The organism is Devriesea agamarum (assembly GCF_900070355.1).
GTDB classification, from domain to species: domain Bacteria; phylum Actinomycetota; class Actinomycetes; order Actinomycetales; family Dermabacteraceae; genus Devriesea; species Devriesea agamarum.
In genome coordinates this window covers 2,468,055-2,486,058 of sequence record NZ_LN849456.1, presented here as the reverse complement: position 1 = coordinate 2,486,058, position 18,004 = coordinate 2,468,055, and the positions used below count along the sequence as shown (strand labels likewise).

The window sequence follows — 18,004 nt, the reverse complement described above, 5'->3', positions numbered from 1 at the left end:
ATACCTCAGAGCTTGATCTCGATGTTGACGTCCGCCGGCAGATCGAGGCGCATCAGCGAATCCACAGCCTTGGGAGTGGGGTCGACGATGTCGATGAGACGCTTGTGCGTGCGCATCTCGAAGTGCTCACGGGAGTCCTTGTACTTGTGGGGCGACCGGATGACGCAGAACACGTTCTTCTCGGTCGGCAGCGGCACCGGGCCCACAACCGTTGCACCAGCGCGGGTGACAGTGTCGACGATTTTGCGCGCCGAGCTGTCGATCACCTCGTGGTCGTACGACTTGAGCCGGATGCGGATTTTCTGTCCCGCCATGGGGTTCGACTCTCTCTCTTGAAACCGCTGCTGACATTTCCAGGGGATCCACCGGCACCCGCGGTCGGGTGTGTCGCCCTAGTAGAGCGCGCCACGGGCGCGCCGAAGCACACCCGCCGCTCCGGACGGATCCCTTACTGACTGCGTTACCCTCAAGCGATGCGCATTCGATGCAGTTTCACATCGTTCGCATCCTCGGGCCGAGCCTTCTTCCGGTGATCATTCGCAGACGGTGAGATCTTGAAGCTCGTGTGACCTTCAAAGCTCTTCGCCGCCGGAACGGAACCGGGCATGACGACTCGCGCAGACAACTCCATTAGTTTGCCAGAGGGATCCGCGAGCAACAAGATGAACTTCTGGTGTGTCCGATCACAAGATGTGTGCCGAACGCTGTGAACGCGCTGATTTAAACACTCTGAACGTGGCCATCCGGGCGCGTCTAACCCGAATCTGACCGCTGACTCGGCGGTGCGATCTCAACCCATCCCAGATAGACACCCTTCCCAGCTCGCCACCTTGGCAAATTTCTCAGCCGACACACAGCTAATTTCCAGTCGATTTTCCTTGCCCACCCCTAGTGTCATCACATGACAACGCCAGCCTCCTCCCCCCTCACCGCCCGCCTGTACCGGCTGGAATACCCCCGCTCACTCGGGGTGTACAGCACCTACGAAGAAGTCCAGGCCGTGGTGGACACCCTCGCTGACCACAATTTCCCGGTCCAAAACACGATGATCGTCGGCACCGACCTCAAACTCATCGAACGAGTGACCGGACGCCGCACCTGGGGGCGAGTCCTGCTCAGCGGCGCGCTATCGGGGGCCTGGCTCGGCTTATTCGTCGGCGCCATGTTCATGCTGATCTCCCGCACCCCGTTTTACGCGGTGATTTCAGTGATCCTCATGGGGCTGGTCTTTGGAGCGATCTGGGCTGCCATCGGAAACGCATCCCTCGGTGGCAAACGTGACTTCACCTCCATGACCGCGACGATCCCCATGCAGTACGAACTCATGGTCGAGCACCGTTACCTCGACCAAGCCCGAAACCTCCTGCACAACGTCGGGAGTACCGGCCCGGCCCAACACTATGCACCGACCCATCCCAGCCACTATCCCCCGGCCGCCCAGCCGCAGCACACCCGGACACCGCACTACCCCTCAGCCACCGGGCACCCGCCACAGGCCGCACATACCGCACCTACCCAGAACCCCAACCGTCCGACCTATGGCATTCCCGCACCAGCCCACGACCAGCAGCAAACTGGCACCGAACCGCCTGCCCGGCCCCGCCCCCAATACGGGATGCCCGCGCCCACCGATGGTTCCACTCACCCCAACAGGTTGAATGAATCCCATAAACCCGCCGGTGCCAATGGTGTCGATAACGTGAATGGTGCCAATGAAAACACAGGACCCGATACACCGAACCAGCAGCCCGGCGGACCCAGCACCCCACGCTCCAACTAACGGATCTAGGAACGACCTAACCAACTGGCCCATAGCCTCGACTGTGGCTACGGCTGTGGCTGTGGCTGTGGTTGTGGCTATGGGCCAGCACCACACCCAACCGAAACCACACCCAACTGCACCGCCTACCGCCTATCTCAAACCTCATACATATAAACAAGGGCCCGATCCCCTGAAGGATCGGGCCCTTGGTGCTCCAAGATCAGAGCGCCTTAGAGGCGGTTAATCACTTGGTGACCTTGGTGACGCGGCCGGAGCCAACGGTGCGGCCACCCTCACGGATAGCGAAGCCGAGGCCCTCTTCCATAGCGATCGGCTGGATCAGCTCAACCGACATCTCCGTGGAGTCGCCGGGCATAACCATCTCGGTGCCCTCAGGCAGCGTGATGACGCCGGTAACGTCGGTGGTACGGAAGTAGAACTGCGGACGGTAGTTCGAGTAGAACGGGTTGTGACGGCCGCCCTCGTCCTTGGACAGGATGTAGACCTGAGCCTCGAAGTTGGTGTGCGGGGTGATCGAACCCGGCTTCACGACAACCTGGCCGCGCTCGACGTCCTCACGCTTGGTGCCACGCAGGAGCAGACCACAGTTCTCGCCGGCCCACGCCTCGTCCATCTGCTTGTGGAACATTTCAATACCGGTGACCGTGGTCTTCTGCGGCTCGCGGATACCCACGATCTCGACCTCGGAGTTGATCGGCAGCTTTCCACGCTCGACCTTACCGGTGACAACGGTGCCACGACCGGTGATGGTGAAGACGTCCTCGATGGGCATGAGGAACGGCTTGTCCATGTCGCGAACCGGATCCGGGATGGACTCGTCGACAGCAGCCATGAGGTCCTCGACGGACTTGACCCACTCCGGGTCGCCCTCGAGAGCCTTCAGAGCCGACACGCGGATAACCGGGGCATCCTCGTCGAACTCCTGCGAACCCAGCAGCTCACGGACCTCCATCTCGACGAGCTCGAGGATTTCCTCGTCGTCAACCATGTCAGCCTTGTTCAGCGCGACCAGCAGGTAGGGAACACCCACCTGGCGGGCGAGCAGAACGTGCTCGCGGGTCTGAGCCATCGGACCGTCGGTGGCGGCAACCACGAGGATCGCGCCGTCCATCTGAGCCGCACCGGTGATCATGTTCTTGATGTAGTCGGCGTGACCCGGGGCGTCCACGTGAGCGTAGTGACGCTTCTCGGTCTGGTACTCAATGTGGGAAATATTGATCGTAATACCGCGCTGCTTCTCTTCCGGCGCGTTGTCGATCTGATCGAAGTCACGCTTCTCGTTCAGATCCGGGTACTTCTCGTACAGCACCTTCGAGATGGCCGCGGTCAGCGTGGTCTTACCGTGGTCGACGTGACCAATGGTTCCGATGTTTACGTGCGGCTTAGTCCGCTCGAACTTGGCCTTCGCCATGGTGGTGTCCTCCTAGGACTGGTCTCGTAATTGGTTCCACACGGGTGGGCGGGCCGCCTTCGGAGCGACCTCGCCCAGGTCAGATCCCTGTGGCCTACGGGTCGGAATATCCTACCTGTCTGACCGTGGGCCTTACTCGCCCCGGGTCTTCGCGACGATCTCCTCGGAAATGTTCCTCGGGACCTCCGCGTAGCTGTGGAACTGCATCGTGTACATCGCGCGACCCTGGGTCTTAGACCGAAGGTCACCGACGTACCCGAACATCTCCGACAGCGGGACGAGAGCACGGACGATCTTGACCCCGCTCGCGTCCTCCATCGACTGCACCTGCCCGCGTCGCGAGTTCAGGTCGCCGATGACATCTCCCATGTACTCCTCCGGGGTGCGCACCTCGACGTCCATCAGGGGCTCCAGCAGAACCGGATTAGCCTTCTTCAGGGCCTCTTTGGCACACATCGAGCCGGCGATCTTAAACGCCATTTCGGAGGAGTCAACGTCGTGGTAGGCACCGTCAATCAGCGACGCCTTGATGCCCACCACCGGGTAACCGGCAAGAACACCATTTTGCAGGGCGTCCTTAATGCCCGCGTCCACGCTCGGAATGTACTCGCGCGGAATGCGGCCACCGGTGACCAGGTTCTCGAACTCGTAGAACACACCCTCTTCGGCGTCGGTCAGCGGGGCGAAGGTGACCTGCACCTTACCGAACTGGCCGGAACCACCGGTCTGCTTCTTGTGGGTGTACTCGTACTTTTCCACCGTGCGGCGGATGGTTTCACGGTAGGCCACCTGGGGCTTACCGATGTTCGCCTCAACTTTGAACTCGCGACGCATACGGTCCACGAGGATGTCGAGGTGAAGCTCGCCCATACCGCGGATAACGGTCTGGCCGCTTTCCTCATCCAGCTGCACCTGGAAGGTCGGGTCTTCCTTGGCGAGCTTCTGGATCGCCATGGACAGCTTCTCCTGGTCGCCCTTCGTCTTGGGCTCGATGGCCACCGAGATGACGGGCTCGGGGAAGCTCATGGATTCCAGACGCACCGGGTTGTTGATATCGCACAGGGTGTCGCCCGTGGTGGTGTCCTTCAGGCCGATGAAGGCGTAAATGTGGCCTGCAAAGGCCTCCTCCACCGGGTTCTCCTTGTTGGAGTGCATCTGGAACAGCTTGCCGATGCGCTCTTTCTTACCGGTGGTCGCGTTCAGCACCTGAGCGCCAGACTCGACGTGACCGGAGTACACACGCACATAGGTGAGTGAACCGAAGAACGGGTGGGTCGCTACCTTGAACGCGAGAGCGCTGAAGGGCTCCTCAACCGACGGGGTGCGGGTGATCTCTACATCTTCGTCGCTCGGCTTGTGGCCGACCATTGCCGGAACATCCAGCGGCGAGGGAAGGTAATCGATCACAGCGTCGAGCATGGGCTGCACGCCCTTGTTCTTGAACGCTGAACCGCAGAACACCGGGTATGCCTGCGAGGTGATGGTCAGCTCGCGGATGCCGGCCTTGATGTCCTCGATGCTGAGATCGCCCTCTTCGAGGTACTTCTCCATCAGCTCTTCGGAGGACTCGGCGACATCCTCAACCAGCTTGGCGCGGTACTCATCGACCACGTCGCGCAGATCCTCGGGGATCTCGACGACGACCTCGAGCTGGCCCTTGGTGTCATCGCCCTTCTTGGCGTTGAACTTCGGGTTGTCCTCGGGGAACTTCTCCGGCCAGGTGTACGCCTTCATTTCGACGAGGTCGATCACGCCGGTGAAGTCGTTTTCGGCACCGATCGGCACCTGCATCACGATGGGCTTAGCGCCGAGGCGATCGATGATGGTGCGGACGGTGAAGAAGAAGTCCGCCCCCAGTTTGTCCATCTTGTTGACGAAGCAGATACGCGGCACGTTGTACTTGTCGGCCTGCCGCCACACTGTCTCCGACTGGGGCTCAACACCCTCTTTACCGTCGAAGACTGCAACGGCACCGTCGAGCACGCGCAGCGAACGCTCCACCTCGACCGTGAAGTCCACGTGACCAGGGGTGTCGATAATGTTGATCTGGTTATCGTTCCAGTAACAGGTGGTCGCGGCGGACGTAATCGTGATGCCGCGTTCCTGTTCCTGTTCCATCCAGTCCATGGTCGACGCGCCGTCGTGGGTCTCACCGATCTTGTAGTTAACACCGGTGTAGAACAGGATGCGCTCGGTGGTGGTGGTTTTGCCGGCATCAATGTGCGCCATGATGCCGATGTTGCGGACCTTCTTAAGGTCCTTGAGCACTGCGAGTGCCACGGGCAACTGCCTTTCTAGGCTGGGGGTCGGACCGTCTTCTTGTATGTCGACGGTGGGTTCCGGTTAGGAACTCACCAGCGGTAGTGGGCAAATGCCCGGTTGGACTCCGCCATCTTGTGGGTGTCCTCGCGACGCTTGACGGCGGCCCCGAGGCCGTTGGAGGCGTCGAGAATCTCGTTCATCAGGCGTTCAGTCATGGTGTGCTCGCGGCGGGCGCGGGCGTAGGTAACCAACCAGCGCAGCGCGAGGGTGGTTGCACGGCCTGCGCGCACCTCGACTGGCACCTGGTAGGTTGCGCCGCCGACGCGGCGGGAGCGAACCTCAAGGGTCGGACGGATGTTGTCCATAGCCTTCTTGAGGGTGACGACCGGATCCTGGCCGTTCTTCTCGCGGCAACCTTCGAGGGCTTCGTAGACGATGCCTTCGGCGATGGTCTTCTTGCCGTCGAGCAAAACCTTGTTGATGAGCTGGGTGACCAGAGGCGAACCGTACACCGGATCGACCACGAGCTGGCGCTTGGGAGCAGAACCCTTACGAGGCATTACTTCTTCTCCTTCTTTGCGCCGTAGCGAGAGCGCGCCTGCTGGCGGCCCTTCACACCCTGGGTATCGAGGGAGCCACGGATGATCTTGTAGCGAACACCGGGGAGGTCCTTCACACGGCCACCGCGCACGAGCACGATCGAGTGCTCCTGGAGGTTGTGGCCGACGCCCGGAATGTAGGCGGTCACCTCAATGCCGGAGGACAGGCGAACACGCGCGATCTTGCGCAGCGCCGAGTTCGGCTTCTTCGGGGTGGTGGTGTAGACGCGCGTGCACACGCCGCGGCGCTGGGGGCTTCCCTTCAGCGCGGGCGTCTTGGACTTGGCAGACTTATCCTGCCGGCCCTTGCGCACCAACTGCTGGATTGTGGGCACTTGTTCTCTTCTCTGTGTAGCCCTCTGACCTGTTCGGACAGAAGGATCGACTGCTTGCGACCACCGGTGATAGCCGGCGGCCTCGCGACCCGCAACCTCCCACACCCGAGCTCGGGCGTGTCGAGGCCTCGACGGCGACCCGCACGGATCCGGGAGTCGTCCCCGGGCCCGTGTGCGGCCGGCACCTTATCCCTTTTTCCTCGTCACTGTGCGGCACCTTGCGTCGAGCAGCGAAGGCACTGTGGAAAGCGACGTGTTCAAAAAAGGCCAGAGGGCACCTTGGACACAGTTCCCCAGTCTACCGACGGGCGCATGACCTCGTCAAAGGTGGTTTCTGGCGGTCTGCCTCACAGTTTGAAGCCTAAAGACACCGCAGGGGTCCCGCGCTTCACGCACGGAACCCCTGCAAGGAGCGGCAGTAGCCGTCTCACTGGGTGGTCATTACTCTGCTAGCTAGGCTCCTCGTTCTATGAGCGAGAACTCCATGAGCTGTTGCTCCGCCTCAGCTAGCGACGGCAATTATCCAATCACCTGGTAGCGGACCGTCATCACGCCGGAACTGAGATTGCCGATCTTGGCAAAGGCGCCGCGTGACAAGTCCAGGCACCGGCCACCGACATACGGGCCACGGTCATTAATCCGCACCACCACGGTCGCTCCCGTCGAGGGATTGGTAACGCGGATCTTGGTTCCAAACGGAAGGGTCTTGCTCGCCGCAGTCATCGCATTGGGGTTGAAACGTTCACCATTGGCCGTCATCTGACCCTGCCAGTAGTTAGACGCCTGGCAGGTGGTACCCGAACCCGCGGGAACTGCCGACGCGCCGTCACCTGAGTCACTATCCTGCGCAGGGCGGGTACCCTTCAGCACCACTTCCTCCACCGGCTGTTTGGTGACACTGTCTGAAACAACCTGGGTGCCGACAACCTGGCCATCAATCAGCATCTGCAACGTCACCACCTCACGGGTGCCGTCCACGCCCTTGGTCTTCACCTGAGTTTTCCCTTTGTCCAGGGAATCAGAGTCGACACTCTTGGTGCCGTGCGGAATCGTCTCAACGTTCACGATGCGCTTTTGGTCAACCGTCTTCACGGTGACCGTCATACCGCTCTCCAACGGGGTTTCACGTCCGGGGGTCACCTGGTCATCGCCATCAGCGATCGGACTGGACGGATTTTCCGTCAGCATTCCGCCTACGGTGCTCGCATATGAGGTCAACGGCTTGGACTGACCGCCCTGAACCAGCGTGATGTGCTTGGCGAGCTTGACCTCAATCCGCTTCGGGTTATCGCCGAGCGGGGTCGAAGGATCCACAGAGTACTTCGCATCCGACAGATCCAGCTTCAGCCCTTTGAGCGCATCAGCATAGGTGGAACCGGTGGTCCACACCGCAGTGGTTTTGGTGCCCACGGTGACACCCACCAGCTTCGCCGTCTTCACTTTGATAGTGGTGCCACTGCTGAGAGCAGTATTGGGACCGGGTGCCACAAAGGTGTGAGGCTGAATGTCGATGCCGTGCGAACCCAACACGTCACCCACGGTCCTGTCGAACGTGCGGATTGTGCTGACGTCACCGTTCACATCGAGGTGAACTTCGGTCTGCGAGGCGTAGGCGACAGTTCCGCCTCCGAAGACGAGGGCAGCGGTCGCACCGAGCACTGGCAGTTTCTTCACAAATACTGTCCTTCACATCGTCTACACCTGAACACGGTGCTCAGGCGGAGCCTCCGGATCGCGCTCGCGCACGTCATGCGGGGCCTAGCTACGGCGCCTCACACAGTCACAACTCGTCGCATGCGCACCATCAGTTATGTACATGTGCGCCGTCCATGAAACGGCGCGGGACCACGGAGGTGGAGGGGATATATAGATCCTCGCGTTCAATCGGCCCACAGTCACGGGACATCGCCTGAGTTTTGCCACGGACCTTCAGAGGTTTTACCGACCGTTGACGGGAGGCGTGAGGTGTCCTACAAATACGGCGAAGCCGCCTCCCTCATGGGAGACGGCTTCACAGCGGTCAAACTATTGAGTCAGCGGAAATCCGTGCGGAACGGGTCACTGAAATCCAGATCATCCAGGTTCACGGTGCTGTGTCCGGTACCGTACCCCGAGAAATCCAGCTCGTCGTAGCTCGGCACCTGGTACATCGACGCCTTGGCTTCATCAGTCGGCTCAACCTCGATGTGGCGGTAACGAGACAGGCCCGTACCAGCCGGGATGAGCTTACCGATGATGACGTTTTCCTTCAGACCCAGCAGCGAATCGCTCTTGCGGTTCATCGCAGCTTCGGTGAGCACGCGAGTGGTCTCCTGGAAGGATGCCGCCGACAGCCACGATTCGGTGGCCAGCGACGCCTTGGTGATACCCATCAGCTCAGGACGACCCGACGCAGGCTGACCGCCCTCGGCGATCACCCGACGGTTTTCCTGCTCGAAGCGCACGCGCTCGCTGAAGTCACCCGGCAGCAGATCGGTGTCACCCGACTCGATAATGGTGACCCGGCGCAGCATCTGCCGCACGATCACCTCGATGTGCTTGGCGTGAATGTCCACACCCTGCGAGATGTACACCTTCTGGACCTCGTCCACCAGGTGCTTTTGCACCGCACGCGGGCCGAGGATACGCAGCACCTGCTTCGGATCCACCGAGCCCTGGGTGAGCTGGGTACCGACCTCAATGCGGTCACCGTCTGCTACCCGCAGGGTCACGCGGCGGGACACCGTGTAGGTGACCGGCTCGCCGTCGCCCTCCGGGGTGATGGTGATCTTGCGCTGCTTCTCGGTTTCCTCGATTTCGACGCGGCCAGCCGTGTCGCTGATCGGGGCGAAGCCATTGGGCGTCCGGGCCTCAAACAGCTCCTGAACACGGGGCAGACCATGGGTGATGTCACCGTCAGCGCTAGCCACACCACCGGTGTGGAAGGTACGCATGGTCAGCTGAGTTCCGGGCTCACCGATGGACTGGGCAGCGATAATACCCACGGCCTCACCGATATCCACCAGCTTGCCGGTGGCCAGCGAACGCCCGTAGCACAGGGCACAGGTGCCGACAGCAGAATCACAGGTGAGCACGGAACGCACCTTGATCTCGGTGACGCCCGCAGCCACCAGCTTGGCGATCAGCACGTCACCGGCGTCGTCCCCGGCCTCTGCGAGAACAGTGCCGTCCTCAGCAACTACCTTTTCGGCCAAGGTCCGGCCATACGCGGTGGTCTCCACATTGTCAGCAAGGACAACGTGGTCGCCCTCAACCTGACCAATAGCCAGTTTCAGACCCTTACGGGTGCCGCAGTCGTGTTCGCGAACGATCACGTCCTGGGACACGTCCACGAGACGACGGGTGAGGTAACCGGACTGGGCCGTCTTCAACGCGGTATCAGCCAGACCCTTGCGGGAGCCGTGGGAGGCGATGAAGTACTCCAGCACCGACAGACCCTCGCGGTAGTTCGAGAGGATCGGACGCGGAATAATGTCACCCTTTGGCGACTGCACCAGACCGCGCATACCGGCGATCTGACGGATCTGCATCCAGTTACCACGGGCCTGGGAGTGCACCATCCTCATGATGGTGTTGTCCTTCGGGAAGTTCGCCCGCATGGCCTTGTCGACTTCATTGGTCGCCTCGGTCCAGATGTCAATCAGCTCGCTGTTGCGCTCCGCTTCGGAGACCAGACCCAGCTCGCGGTTCTCCTGCACCTGAGCGGCTTTGGCCTCGTACTTCGCGAGAATTTCCGCCTTGTTGGGCGGAGCCACCACGTCGGAGAACGCGAAGGAAACACCCGATCGGGTGGACCAGGAGAAGCCGTAGGACTTCAGGGCGTCCAGCGAAGCCGACACCTGCACCTTCGGGTAGCGTTCGGCGAGTTCATTCACGATCGTGCCCAGACGCTTCTTGCCGACCTGGCCCGTCACGTACGGGTAGTCCTCGGGAAGGGTCTCGTTGAAGTACACGGTGCCGAGGGTCGTCTCCAGCAGCAGCGGATCGCCCGGCTGCCAGCCTTCGGGCAGTTCATAACCTTCCGGCGGCACGATGTCGGTGAAACGAATCGTAACCGGGGCGTTCAGGTCCAGCTCACCGCGGTCGTAGGCCATGATTGCTTCGGCCTCGGAAGAGAAGAACCGTCCGGCGCCCGGAGCATCTTCCTTCAGCGTGGTCAGGTGGTATAGACCGATGATCATGTCCTGGCTGGGCATGGTCACAGGGCGTCCATCCGAAGGCTTCAAGATGTTGTTGCTGGACAGCATGAGGATGCGGGCTTCAGCCTGTGCCTCTGCGGACAGCGGCAGGTGAACAGCCATCTGGTCGCCGTCGAAGTCGGCGTTGAAGGCGCCACACACCAGCGGGTGCAGGTGGATGGCTTTACCTTCGACCAGCTGCGGCTCAAACGCCTGAATACCCAGACGGTGCAGGGTCGGTGCACGGTTAAGCAGCACGGGGTGCTCGGTGATGACCTCTTCGAGGACGTCCCACACCTCGGGGCGCGCGCGGTCAACCATCCGCTTAGCGGCCTTGACGTTTTGCGCATGGGACAGGTCGACCAGGCGCTTCATCACGAACGGCTTGAACAGTTCAAGAGCCATACCCTTGGGCAGACCGCACTGGTGGAGTTTGAGCTGCGGACCATTCACGATCACGCTTCGGCCCGAGTAGTCCACGCGCTTACCCAGCAGGTTCTGACGGAAACGACCCTGCTTGCCCTTGAGCATGTCCGAGAGTGACTTCAACGGGCGGTTGCCCGGGCCGGTCACCGGACGTCCACGGCGGCCATTGTCGAACAGTGAGTCCACGGCCTCCTGAAGCATCCGCTTCTCGTTGTTCACGATGATCTCGGGAGCGCCGAGGTCGATGAGGCGCTTCAGACGGTTGTTGCGGTTGATCACGCGACGGTACAGGTCGTTCAGGTCGGAGGTCGCAAAGCGGCCACCATCCAGCTGAACCATCGGGCGCAGCTCCGGCGGGATCACCGGAATGCAGTCGAGCACCATACCGGTGGGCGAGTTGGTGGTGTTCAGGAAGGCCGACACCACTTTCAGACGCTTCAAGGCGCGAGCTTTGCGCTGGCCCTTACCGGTGGCAATGGTTTCGCGCAGGGAGACCGCTTCAGCGTCGAGGTCGAAGTCCATCAGGCGGCGCTGAATCGCTTCGGCGCCCATGCCACCTTCAAAGTAGGTGCCGTAGCGCTGTTTCATGGCGCGATAGAGCTGCTCATCACCTTCGAGGTCAGCGACCTTCAGGTTACGGAAACGCTCCCAGATGGCGGCGATCCGGTCGATCTCCGCGTCGTACTTCTTGCGGATCTGGGCCTGCTCGCGTTCTGCGGAGTCGCGGACCTTGCGCTTGGCATCGGCCTTGGCGCCTTCGGCTTCCAGCTGGGCGAGATCCTTCTCCGCGGAGACGGCGCGGCTATTAATGGCCGCATCCCGCTCATTGATCAGTTCTTTAACTTCGAGGTCGTACCGAGCCTGAAGGTCGGGCATGTCCTCGTGGCGAGCCTGCTCGTCCACACTGGTGATCATGTAAGCCGCGAAGTAGATGACCTTTTCGAGGTCCTTCGGGGCGAGGTCGAGCAGATAGCCGAGGCGGCTGGGGACACCCTTGAAATACCAGATGTGGGTGACGGGGGCGGCGAGCTCCACGTGGCCCATGCGTTCGCGCCGCACGTTGGCCTTGGTGACCTCCACGCCGCAGCGTTCGCAGATGATGCCTTTGAAGCGCACCCGCTTGTATTTACCGCAGTAGCACTCCCAGTCGCGGGTGGGGCCGAAGATCTTCTCGCAGAAGAGGCCGTCCTTTTCGGGCTTCAGGGTGCGGTAGTTAATGGTCTCCGGCTTCTTCACTTCGCCGTGGGACCAGGTACGAATGTCGTCAGCGGTCGCAAGTCCGATGCGCAGCTCGTCGAAGTAGTTGACGTCGAGCACAGTGTCCTTCTCTCGTGTCAGGAAAAGTCAGGTCTGATGGATCTGGGGGGTCGAGGAGGCAGGTGGCGTGTGCCGCCACCTGCCGGTCCGTCAGACCTCTTCGATGGAGCCGACGCCCTCGTGGGGCCGGCGCGACAGGTCAATTCCGAGCTCCTCCGCAGCGCGGAAGACATCTTCGTCGTTGTCCCGCATCTCGATCGAGTCACCCTCGCTGGAGAGGACCTCGACGTTCAGGCACAGGGACTGCATTTCCTTCAGCAAAACCTTGAAGGACTCGGGGATGCCCGGCTCGGGGATGTTCTCGCCCTTCACGATCGCCTCGTACACCTTCACACGGCCGGGGACGTCGTCGGACTTGATGGTCAGAAGTTCCTGCAGCGCGTACGCCGCACCGTAGGCCTCCAGGGCCCACACTTCCATCTCACCGAAGCGCTGACCGCCGAACTGCGCCTTACCACCCAGCGGCTGCTGGGTAATCATCGAGTACGGGCCGGTGGAGCGGGCGTGCAGCTTGTCGTCCACCAGGTGGTGCAGCTTCAGGATGTACATGTAGCCGACGGAGATCGGTGCCGGGAACGGCTCACCCGAACGTCCGTCAAACAGTCGCGCTTTACCCTGCTCACCGATCATCCGCACACCGTCACGGTTGGGGATGGTGGACTCCAGCAAGCCGTTGAGTTCCTTGTCCGATAAACCGTCGAACACCGGAACCGCGACCGGGGTGCCGGGCTCGCCGCGGAGCGCAGCTTCGGGCAGGTCCTTCGCGAAGTCGGCTTTCGGATCCACTTCCCAGCCTGATTTGGCGACCCAACCGAGGTGGGTTTCCATCACCTGTCCGATGTTCATACGTCCGGGAACACCCATCGGGTTCAAGATGATGTCGACCGGGGTGCCGTCTTCGAGGAAGGGCATGTCTTCGACGGGGAGGATCTTCGCGATCACGCCCTTGTTGCCGTGGCGGCCTGCGAGCTTGTCGCCGTCGGTGATCTTGCGCTTCTGGGCGATGTAGACGCGCACCATTTCGTTCACGCCTGCCGGAAGGGTGTCGGACTCATCGTCCGCGTTGAAGACCCGCACACCAATGACGGTGCCGGACTCGCCGTGGGGTACGCGCAGCGAGGTGTCGCGCACCTCGCGTGCCTTCTCACCGAAGATGGCGCGCAGCAGGCGCTCTTCCGGGGTGAGCTCAGTTTCACCCTTCGGGGTGACCTTACCCACCAGGATGTCGCCCGGCTCAACCTCGGCGCCGATCCGGATGATGCCGCGCTCGTCGAGGTCGGCGAGTACGTCATCGCCCACGTTCGGGATGTCGCGGGTGATTTCTTCCTTACCGAGCTTGGTGTCGCGGGCGTCGACTTCGTGCTCTTCGATGTGAACCGAGGTGAGGACGTCGTCCTGAACCATGCGCGAGGACAGGATGATGCCGTCCTCAAAGTTGTGGCCTTCCCAGGACATGAAGGCGACCAGCAGGTTCTTACCCAGCGAGAGTTCGCCGTCATCGGTGGAGGGGCCGTCAGCCAGAATCGAGCCGGCTTCGACACGGTCTCCCTCGTCAAACAGCACGCGCTGGTTGTAGCAGTTGCCCGCGTTGGAGCGCTGGAACTTACCGATCGGGTAGGTCTGGCGGGTACCGTCGTCAGCCATCACGGTGATCAGATCGGCGGAGAGCTCTTCGATCACACCGGCCTTCTCGGCCACGACCACGTCGCCTGCGTCCACGGCGGCGCGCCGCTCCATACCGGTGCCGACCAGCGGCATCTCGGTGCGCAGCAGCGGCACAGCCTGGCGCTGCATGTTCGAGCCCATCAGGGCGCGGTTGGCGTCGTCGTGCTCCAGGAAGGGAATCATCGCGGTGGCGACGGAGACCATCTGACGCGCGGAAACGTCCATGTAGTCAACTTCAGCGGTGGGCACAAGGTCGGGCTCACCACCGGTCAAACGCACCAGAACGTGGTCCTCAATGAAGCGACCGTTCTCATCCAGTGGCGCGTTGGCCTGGGCGATCACGTGACGGTCTTCGTCGTCAGCTGCCAGGTAGACGATCTCGTCAGTGACCTGGCCGTTTTCCACCTTGCGGTAGGGGGTTTCGACGAAGCCGAACGGGTTGATCCGCGCGAAGGTCGCCAGCGAGCCGATCAGGCCGATGTTCGGGCCTTCAGGGGTTTCAATCGGGCACATGCGGCCGTAGTGCGAGGGGTGAACGTCGCGAACTTCCATGCCCGCACGGTCGCGAGAAAGACCACCGGGGCCGAGCGCCGACAGACGACGCTTGTGGGTTAGACCCGACAGCGGGTTGTTCTGGTCCATGAACTGCGAGAGCTGGCTGGTGCCAAAGAACTCTTTGATTGCAGCGGTCACCGGACGAATGTTGATCAGGGTCAGGGGCGTGATGGCCTCGACGTCCTGGGTGGTCATGCGTTCGCGGACCACGCGCTCCATACGGGACAGACCGGTGCGCACCTGGTTCTGGATCAGCTCGCCCACGGCGCGGATACGACGGTTACCGAAGTGGTCGATATCGTCGGTCTCAACGCGCACGCGCTTGCCGTCGACACTGGTGACCTCTTTAAGGCCATCGTGCAAAGCGACGATGTACTTAATGGTGGCAACCACGTCCACCAGCGTGAGGGTGGACTCGTCCAGCGGGTTGGTCAGCCCCAGCTTTTTGTTGATCTTGTAGCGGCCGACCTTCGCCAGGTCGTAGCGCTTTTCCTGGAAGTACAGGCCATTCAGCAGGTTTTCACCGGCGTCGCGGGTCGGCGGCTCGCCCGGGCGCAGCTTGCGGTAAATGTCGATCAGGGCTTCATCCTGCGAGGTGATGCGGTCCTTTTCCAGGGTGGTCCGCATGGACTCGTACTCGCCGAACTCTTCAAGGATTTCGGAGTGACTCATGCCCAACGCCTGCAGCAGCGTGGTCACGGACTGCTTGCGCTTGCGGTCGATACGCACACCCACCTGGTCGCGCTTATCGACCTCGAATTCCAGCCACGCGCCGCGCGAGGGAATGATCTTTGCCGAGTAAACGTGCTTGTCACTCGACTTATCGATGCTTTCCTCGAAGTACACGCCGGGGCTGCGCACGAGCTGGGAGACGACCACGCGCTCGGTACCGTTGATGATGAACGTGCCCTTGTCCGTCATCAGTGGGAAGTCGCCCATGAACACGGTCTGGGTTTTAATTTCGCCCGTCTCGTTGTTCATGAACTCCGCAATGACATAGAGCGGAGCTGCGTAGGTGAGGTCCTTTTCCTTGCACTCTTCAACGGTGTATTTCGGTTCGTCGAAGGTGTGATCGCGGAAAGACAGCGACATATTGCCGCCGAAGTCCTCGATCGGGGAGATTTCCTCGAAGATATCGGCGAGGCCCGAACGCATGGACTCGTCGTTGCGTCCTTCGGCCTGGGCGAGAGCGATCCGCTCCTGCCACCGCTCGTTACCGAGAAGCCAGTCGAAGCTGCGAGTTTGCAGCGACAGAAGATCGGGAAGCTCAAGAGGGTCTCCCAGTTTCGCGAACGTGACGCGAGGTGAGAGAGTGCGGGCGGCGGTGTTTTCGGTGCTCGTGGCAGCCAAGGTGATCCTTCCACAGGCCAACGACTGACGGGGATGGCGCAATTAGGGCAGCGCAAACCATGAGCATAACAAAGGGCACGGATGGATTCAAGGGGTCTCAGCCCTCCCTGACCCATCCGCGTCGACCGCCATATGCCTGGCGCGGAAGGCGGAGCCTCCTGTCCGATTGTCAACCGCAAAGCGGGTGCGAGGGTCACACAGCGTCTGTGCTGAGCGCTATCGCGGCGACAGGAACAGCTCTCGTCGGCAACCAGCATGGCGAGGTTCCTCCTGAACGTCAAGCGACACGCTCAAACGCATGCGTCTCGCGGACTCCCAAATACCGTTGGACACCCGCGAAACTACCCTTATCCAGCAGAAATGGAAACCGGTGACCCTTTGACCGGTCCCGTCGATTCGCGCACGATCAGCTCCGGCGTGGCGGCGACCTGTTCGATCTCCCCCGCGTCTCGCCCCTCCACAATGGCGAGAATTCGGCGGGCTGCGAACCTGCCGTAGTCCACGGCATCGCGGCCAATTGCCGTGATGCTGGGACGGTAGCTGCGGCACGCCACGGAATCTTCAAACGAGACCAACGACACATCGCCGGGCACGCTCCATCCGAGGTCGGAAATCATGTGCAGAGCGGCCATCGTCATCGCGTCGGAGTCATACACGATGGCGGTAGGCGCGGCAGGCGAGGACAGTAGCTCTCGCGTGGCCCGTTCAGCTTCCGCCGGGTCAAACCCGACGCTCAGCTGGTGCCCCCACATTCCGAACTCCACGCACACCCGGGCGAAGGCAGCATGGCGCTCGACCGTGTGTAAAAAGGTGGGGTCACCTCCGATGCGCGCCACCTGGCGATGTCCGAGCGAGTGCAGGTGGGCCAGGATCGCATGCACGGCGGCGGCGTCATCCACCCACACACTCGGAAGGCTGCCATGATGTCCCGGTCCCCCCACAACCAGCGTGGGTTTGCCGAGCTTTTCCAAGACCGGAACCCGCGGATCCTGGGAACGCAGGTCCAGCAGCATGATGCCGTCCACGCGACCTTGAGCAAACCACCGTCGATAGGTTTCGGCTTCTTCCACCACTCCCGGCACAATCTTCATTTGCAGTGAGTAGTCCGCTTGGCTGAATACGTCTTGGAGCCCAGCCAAAAACGCTCCGAAGAACGCTTCCTCCCCCAGGACGTCGGCGGGCCTGGATAGTGCGATACCAATGCACTTCACGCTGGCTCCGGCGAGCGCCCGGGCGGCGTGCGACGGCTCCCAGTTCATCTCGCGAGCAATTTCGAGGATGCGCGCCCTCGTAGCATCCGATACCCCTGACCGGCCATTGACCGCCATGGATACCGCGGTGGGCGTCACTCCGGCGACGCGGGCGATTTCGGCAATGGTGGTGCGGCCCGCGCGTCGTCCTCGTTTGGTTCCGGTGTTACTGCCGGTATCGGTTGGTCCGGCTGTTTGTGCCGCCCCATCCTCACCCGTGAGGACCTGAGTGTGCGGGGCTTGTGTTGTCGTCGTTGAGGTATGCGTTGTTTCTCTGTCTGCTACGTCGTCGTGTGATGTCACTGCTTTTGTGGTTGCTACGTCTGCCGTTGCTGCTTTGGCTGTTATTTCTTGCGTTGTCACTGCCTGTTTTTCCGTGACCTCTGCTGCCCGCGACGGTTTCGTTGTCGCAGGCTCAAATCCTGACTTAGACATCTAACCCTCGGTTCCTCATTATCGGGCTCCCTCGCACCTACATCTCTTATGTGATCGACCATCTCCGTCCGTCCGACCATCTCTGTCATCTCTGTCCGGTTCGATCCGGGCGATTTCCATGCGCGCTGCCATCTCCGTACGGGAAGGCAACGATCTCTCACACCGGCTACACATTTTGGTCGATCTGGTATCCGTCGGTCGATGGTGATTGATTCACAGGAGTTTAGGCCCGTAAGAGCGCATCGAGCACACCGCGCGCACCATATGCGGACGACTCCTGGAAGATAAGCCTGTCACATGTCAGACATCGCAGTCTGACAATGCATGGTCCCGCCAATATCACTGGCTCTAGCTTTAACGATAAAGTAGGCTCATTCAGAAGCGGCACCATACGACGACCAGGAGACCTCAGTCGATCTATGCGCCGCTACTTTTGTC

At 61.4% G+C, this 18,004-nt stretch carries 11 protein-coding genes; 1 reads left to right on the top strand and 10 read right to left on the bottom strand.

What is annotated here, in order from left to right; all coding sequences use genetic code 11:
* Positions 1-5 precede the first annotated feature (5 nt).
* A complete protein-coding gene (gene rpsJ, locus BN1724_RS10460) occupies positions 6-314 on the bottom strand; it encodes a 30S ribosomal protein S10 (RefSeq protein ID WP_006946210.1) in 309 nt (102 codons plus the stop codon).
* 152 nt (positions 315-466) lie between these two features.
* On the bottom strand, positions 467-625 hold the full coding sequence (locus tag BN1724_RS12990) for a hypothetical protein (protein WP_157085863.1): 159 nt from the start codon (positions 623-625) through the stop codon (positions 467-469).
* Positions 626-901: 276 nt separating this feature from the next.
* Here BN1724_RS12990 and BN1724_RS13210 point away from each other — a divergent pair, with 276 nt between their 5' ends.
* Entirely contained in the window at positions 902-1,780 is an 879-nt protein-coding gene (locus tag BN1724_RS13210; protein WP_197671788.1) for a general stress protein, read from the top strand.
* A 226-nt stretch (positions 1,781-2,006) separates the two neighbouring features.
* Here the strand turns inward: BN1724_RS13210 and tuf are convergent, their stop codons facing one another.
* The 8 genes from tuf to BN1724_RS10415 all read right to left on the bottom strand — a co-directional run bounded on the left by tuf (position 2,007) and on the right by BN1724_RS10415 (position 17,566).
* The gene (gene tuf / locus BN1724_RS10450; RefSeq protein ID WP_058235316.1) at positions 2,007-3,194 is read right to left on the bottom strand and encodes an elongation factor Tu; all 1,188 of its coding nucleotides are present in this window, start codon (positions 3,192-3,194) and stop codon (positions 2,007-2,009) included.
* Between the two features lie 132 nt (positions 3,195-3,326).
* Complete coding sequence (gene fusA / locus BN1724_RS10445) at positions 3,327-5,474, bottom strand: elongation factor G (RefSeq protein WP_058235315.1); 2,148 nt, start codon at positions 5,472-5,474, stop codon at positions 3,327-3,329.
* 71 nt (positions 5,475-5,545) lie between these two features.
* The gene (rpsG, locus tag BN1724_RS10440) at positions 5,546-6,016 is read right to left on the bottom strand and encodes a 30S ribosomal protein S7 (protein WP_058235314.1); all 471 of its coding nucleotides are present in this window, start codon (positions 6,014-6,016) and stop codon (positions 5,546-5,548) included.
* Positions 6,016-6,390, bottom strand: coding sequence for a 30S ribosomal protein S12 (gene rpsL / locus BN1724_RS10435; protein WP_058235313.1), 375 nt, complete (start codon positions 6,388-6,390; stop codon positions 6,016-6,018). Before rpsL ends, rpsG begins: the two co-directional genes overlap by 1 nt.
* Positions 6,391-6,909: 519 nt before the next feature.
* The gene (locus BN1724_RS10430; protein ID WP_058235312.1) at positions 6,910-8,064 is read right to left on the bottom strand and encodes a septal ring lytic transglycosylase RlpA family protein; all 1,155 of its coding nucleotides are present in this window, start codon (positions 8,062-8,064) and stop codon (positions 6,910-6,912) included.
* Between the two features lie 359 nt (positions 8,065-8,423).
* On the bottom strand, positions 8,424-12,311 hold the full coding sequence (locus BN1724_RS10425) for a DNA-directed RNA polymerase subunit beta' (protein ID WP_058235311.1): 3,888 nt from the start codon (positions 12,309-12,311) through the stop codon (positions 8,424-8,426).
* 90 nt (positions 12,312-12,401) lie between these two features.
* A complete protein-coding gene (gene rpoB, locus BN1724_RS10420; protein ID WP_058235310.1) occupies positions 12,402-15,881 on the bottom strand; it encodes a DNA-directed RNA polymerase subunit beta in 3,480 nt (1,159 codons plus the stop codon).
* 347 nt (positions 15,882-16,228) lie between these two features.
* Complete coding sequence (locus BN1724_RS10415) at positions 16,229-17,566, bottom strand: LacI family DNA-binding transcriptional regulator (RefSeq protein WP_058235309.1); 1,338 nt, start codon at positions 17,564-17,566, stop codon at positions 16,229-16,231.
* Positions 17,567-18,004 lie beyond the last annotated feature (438 nt).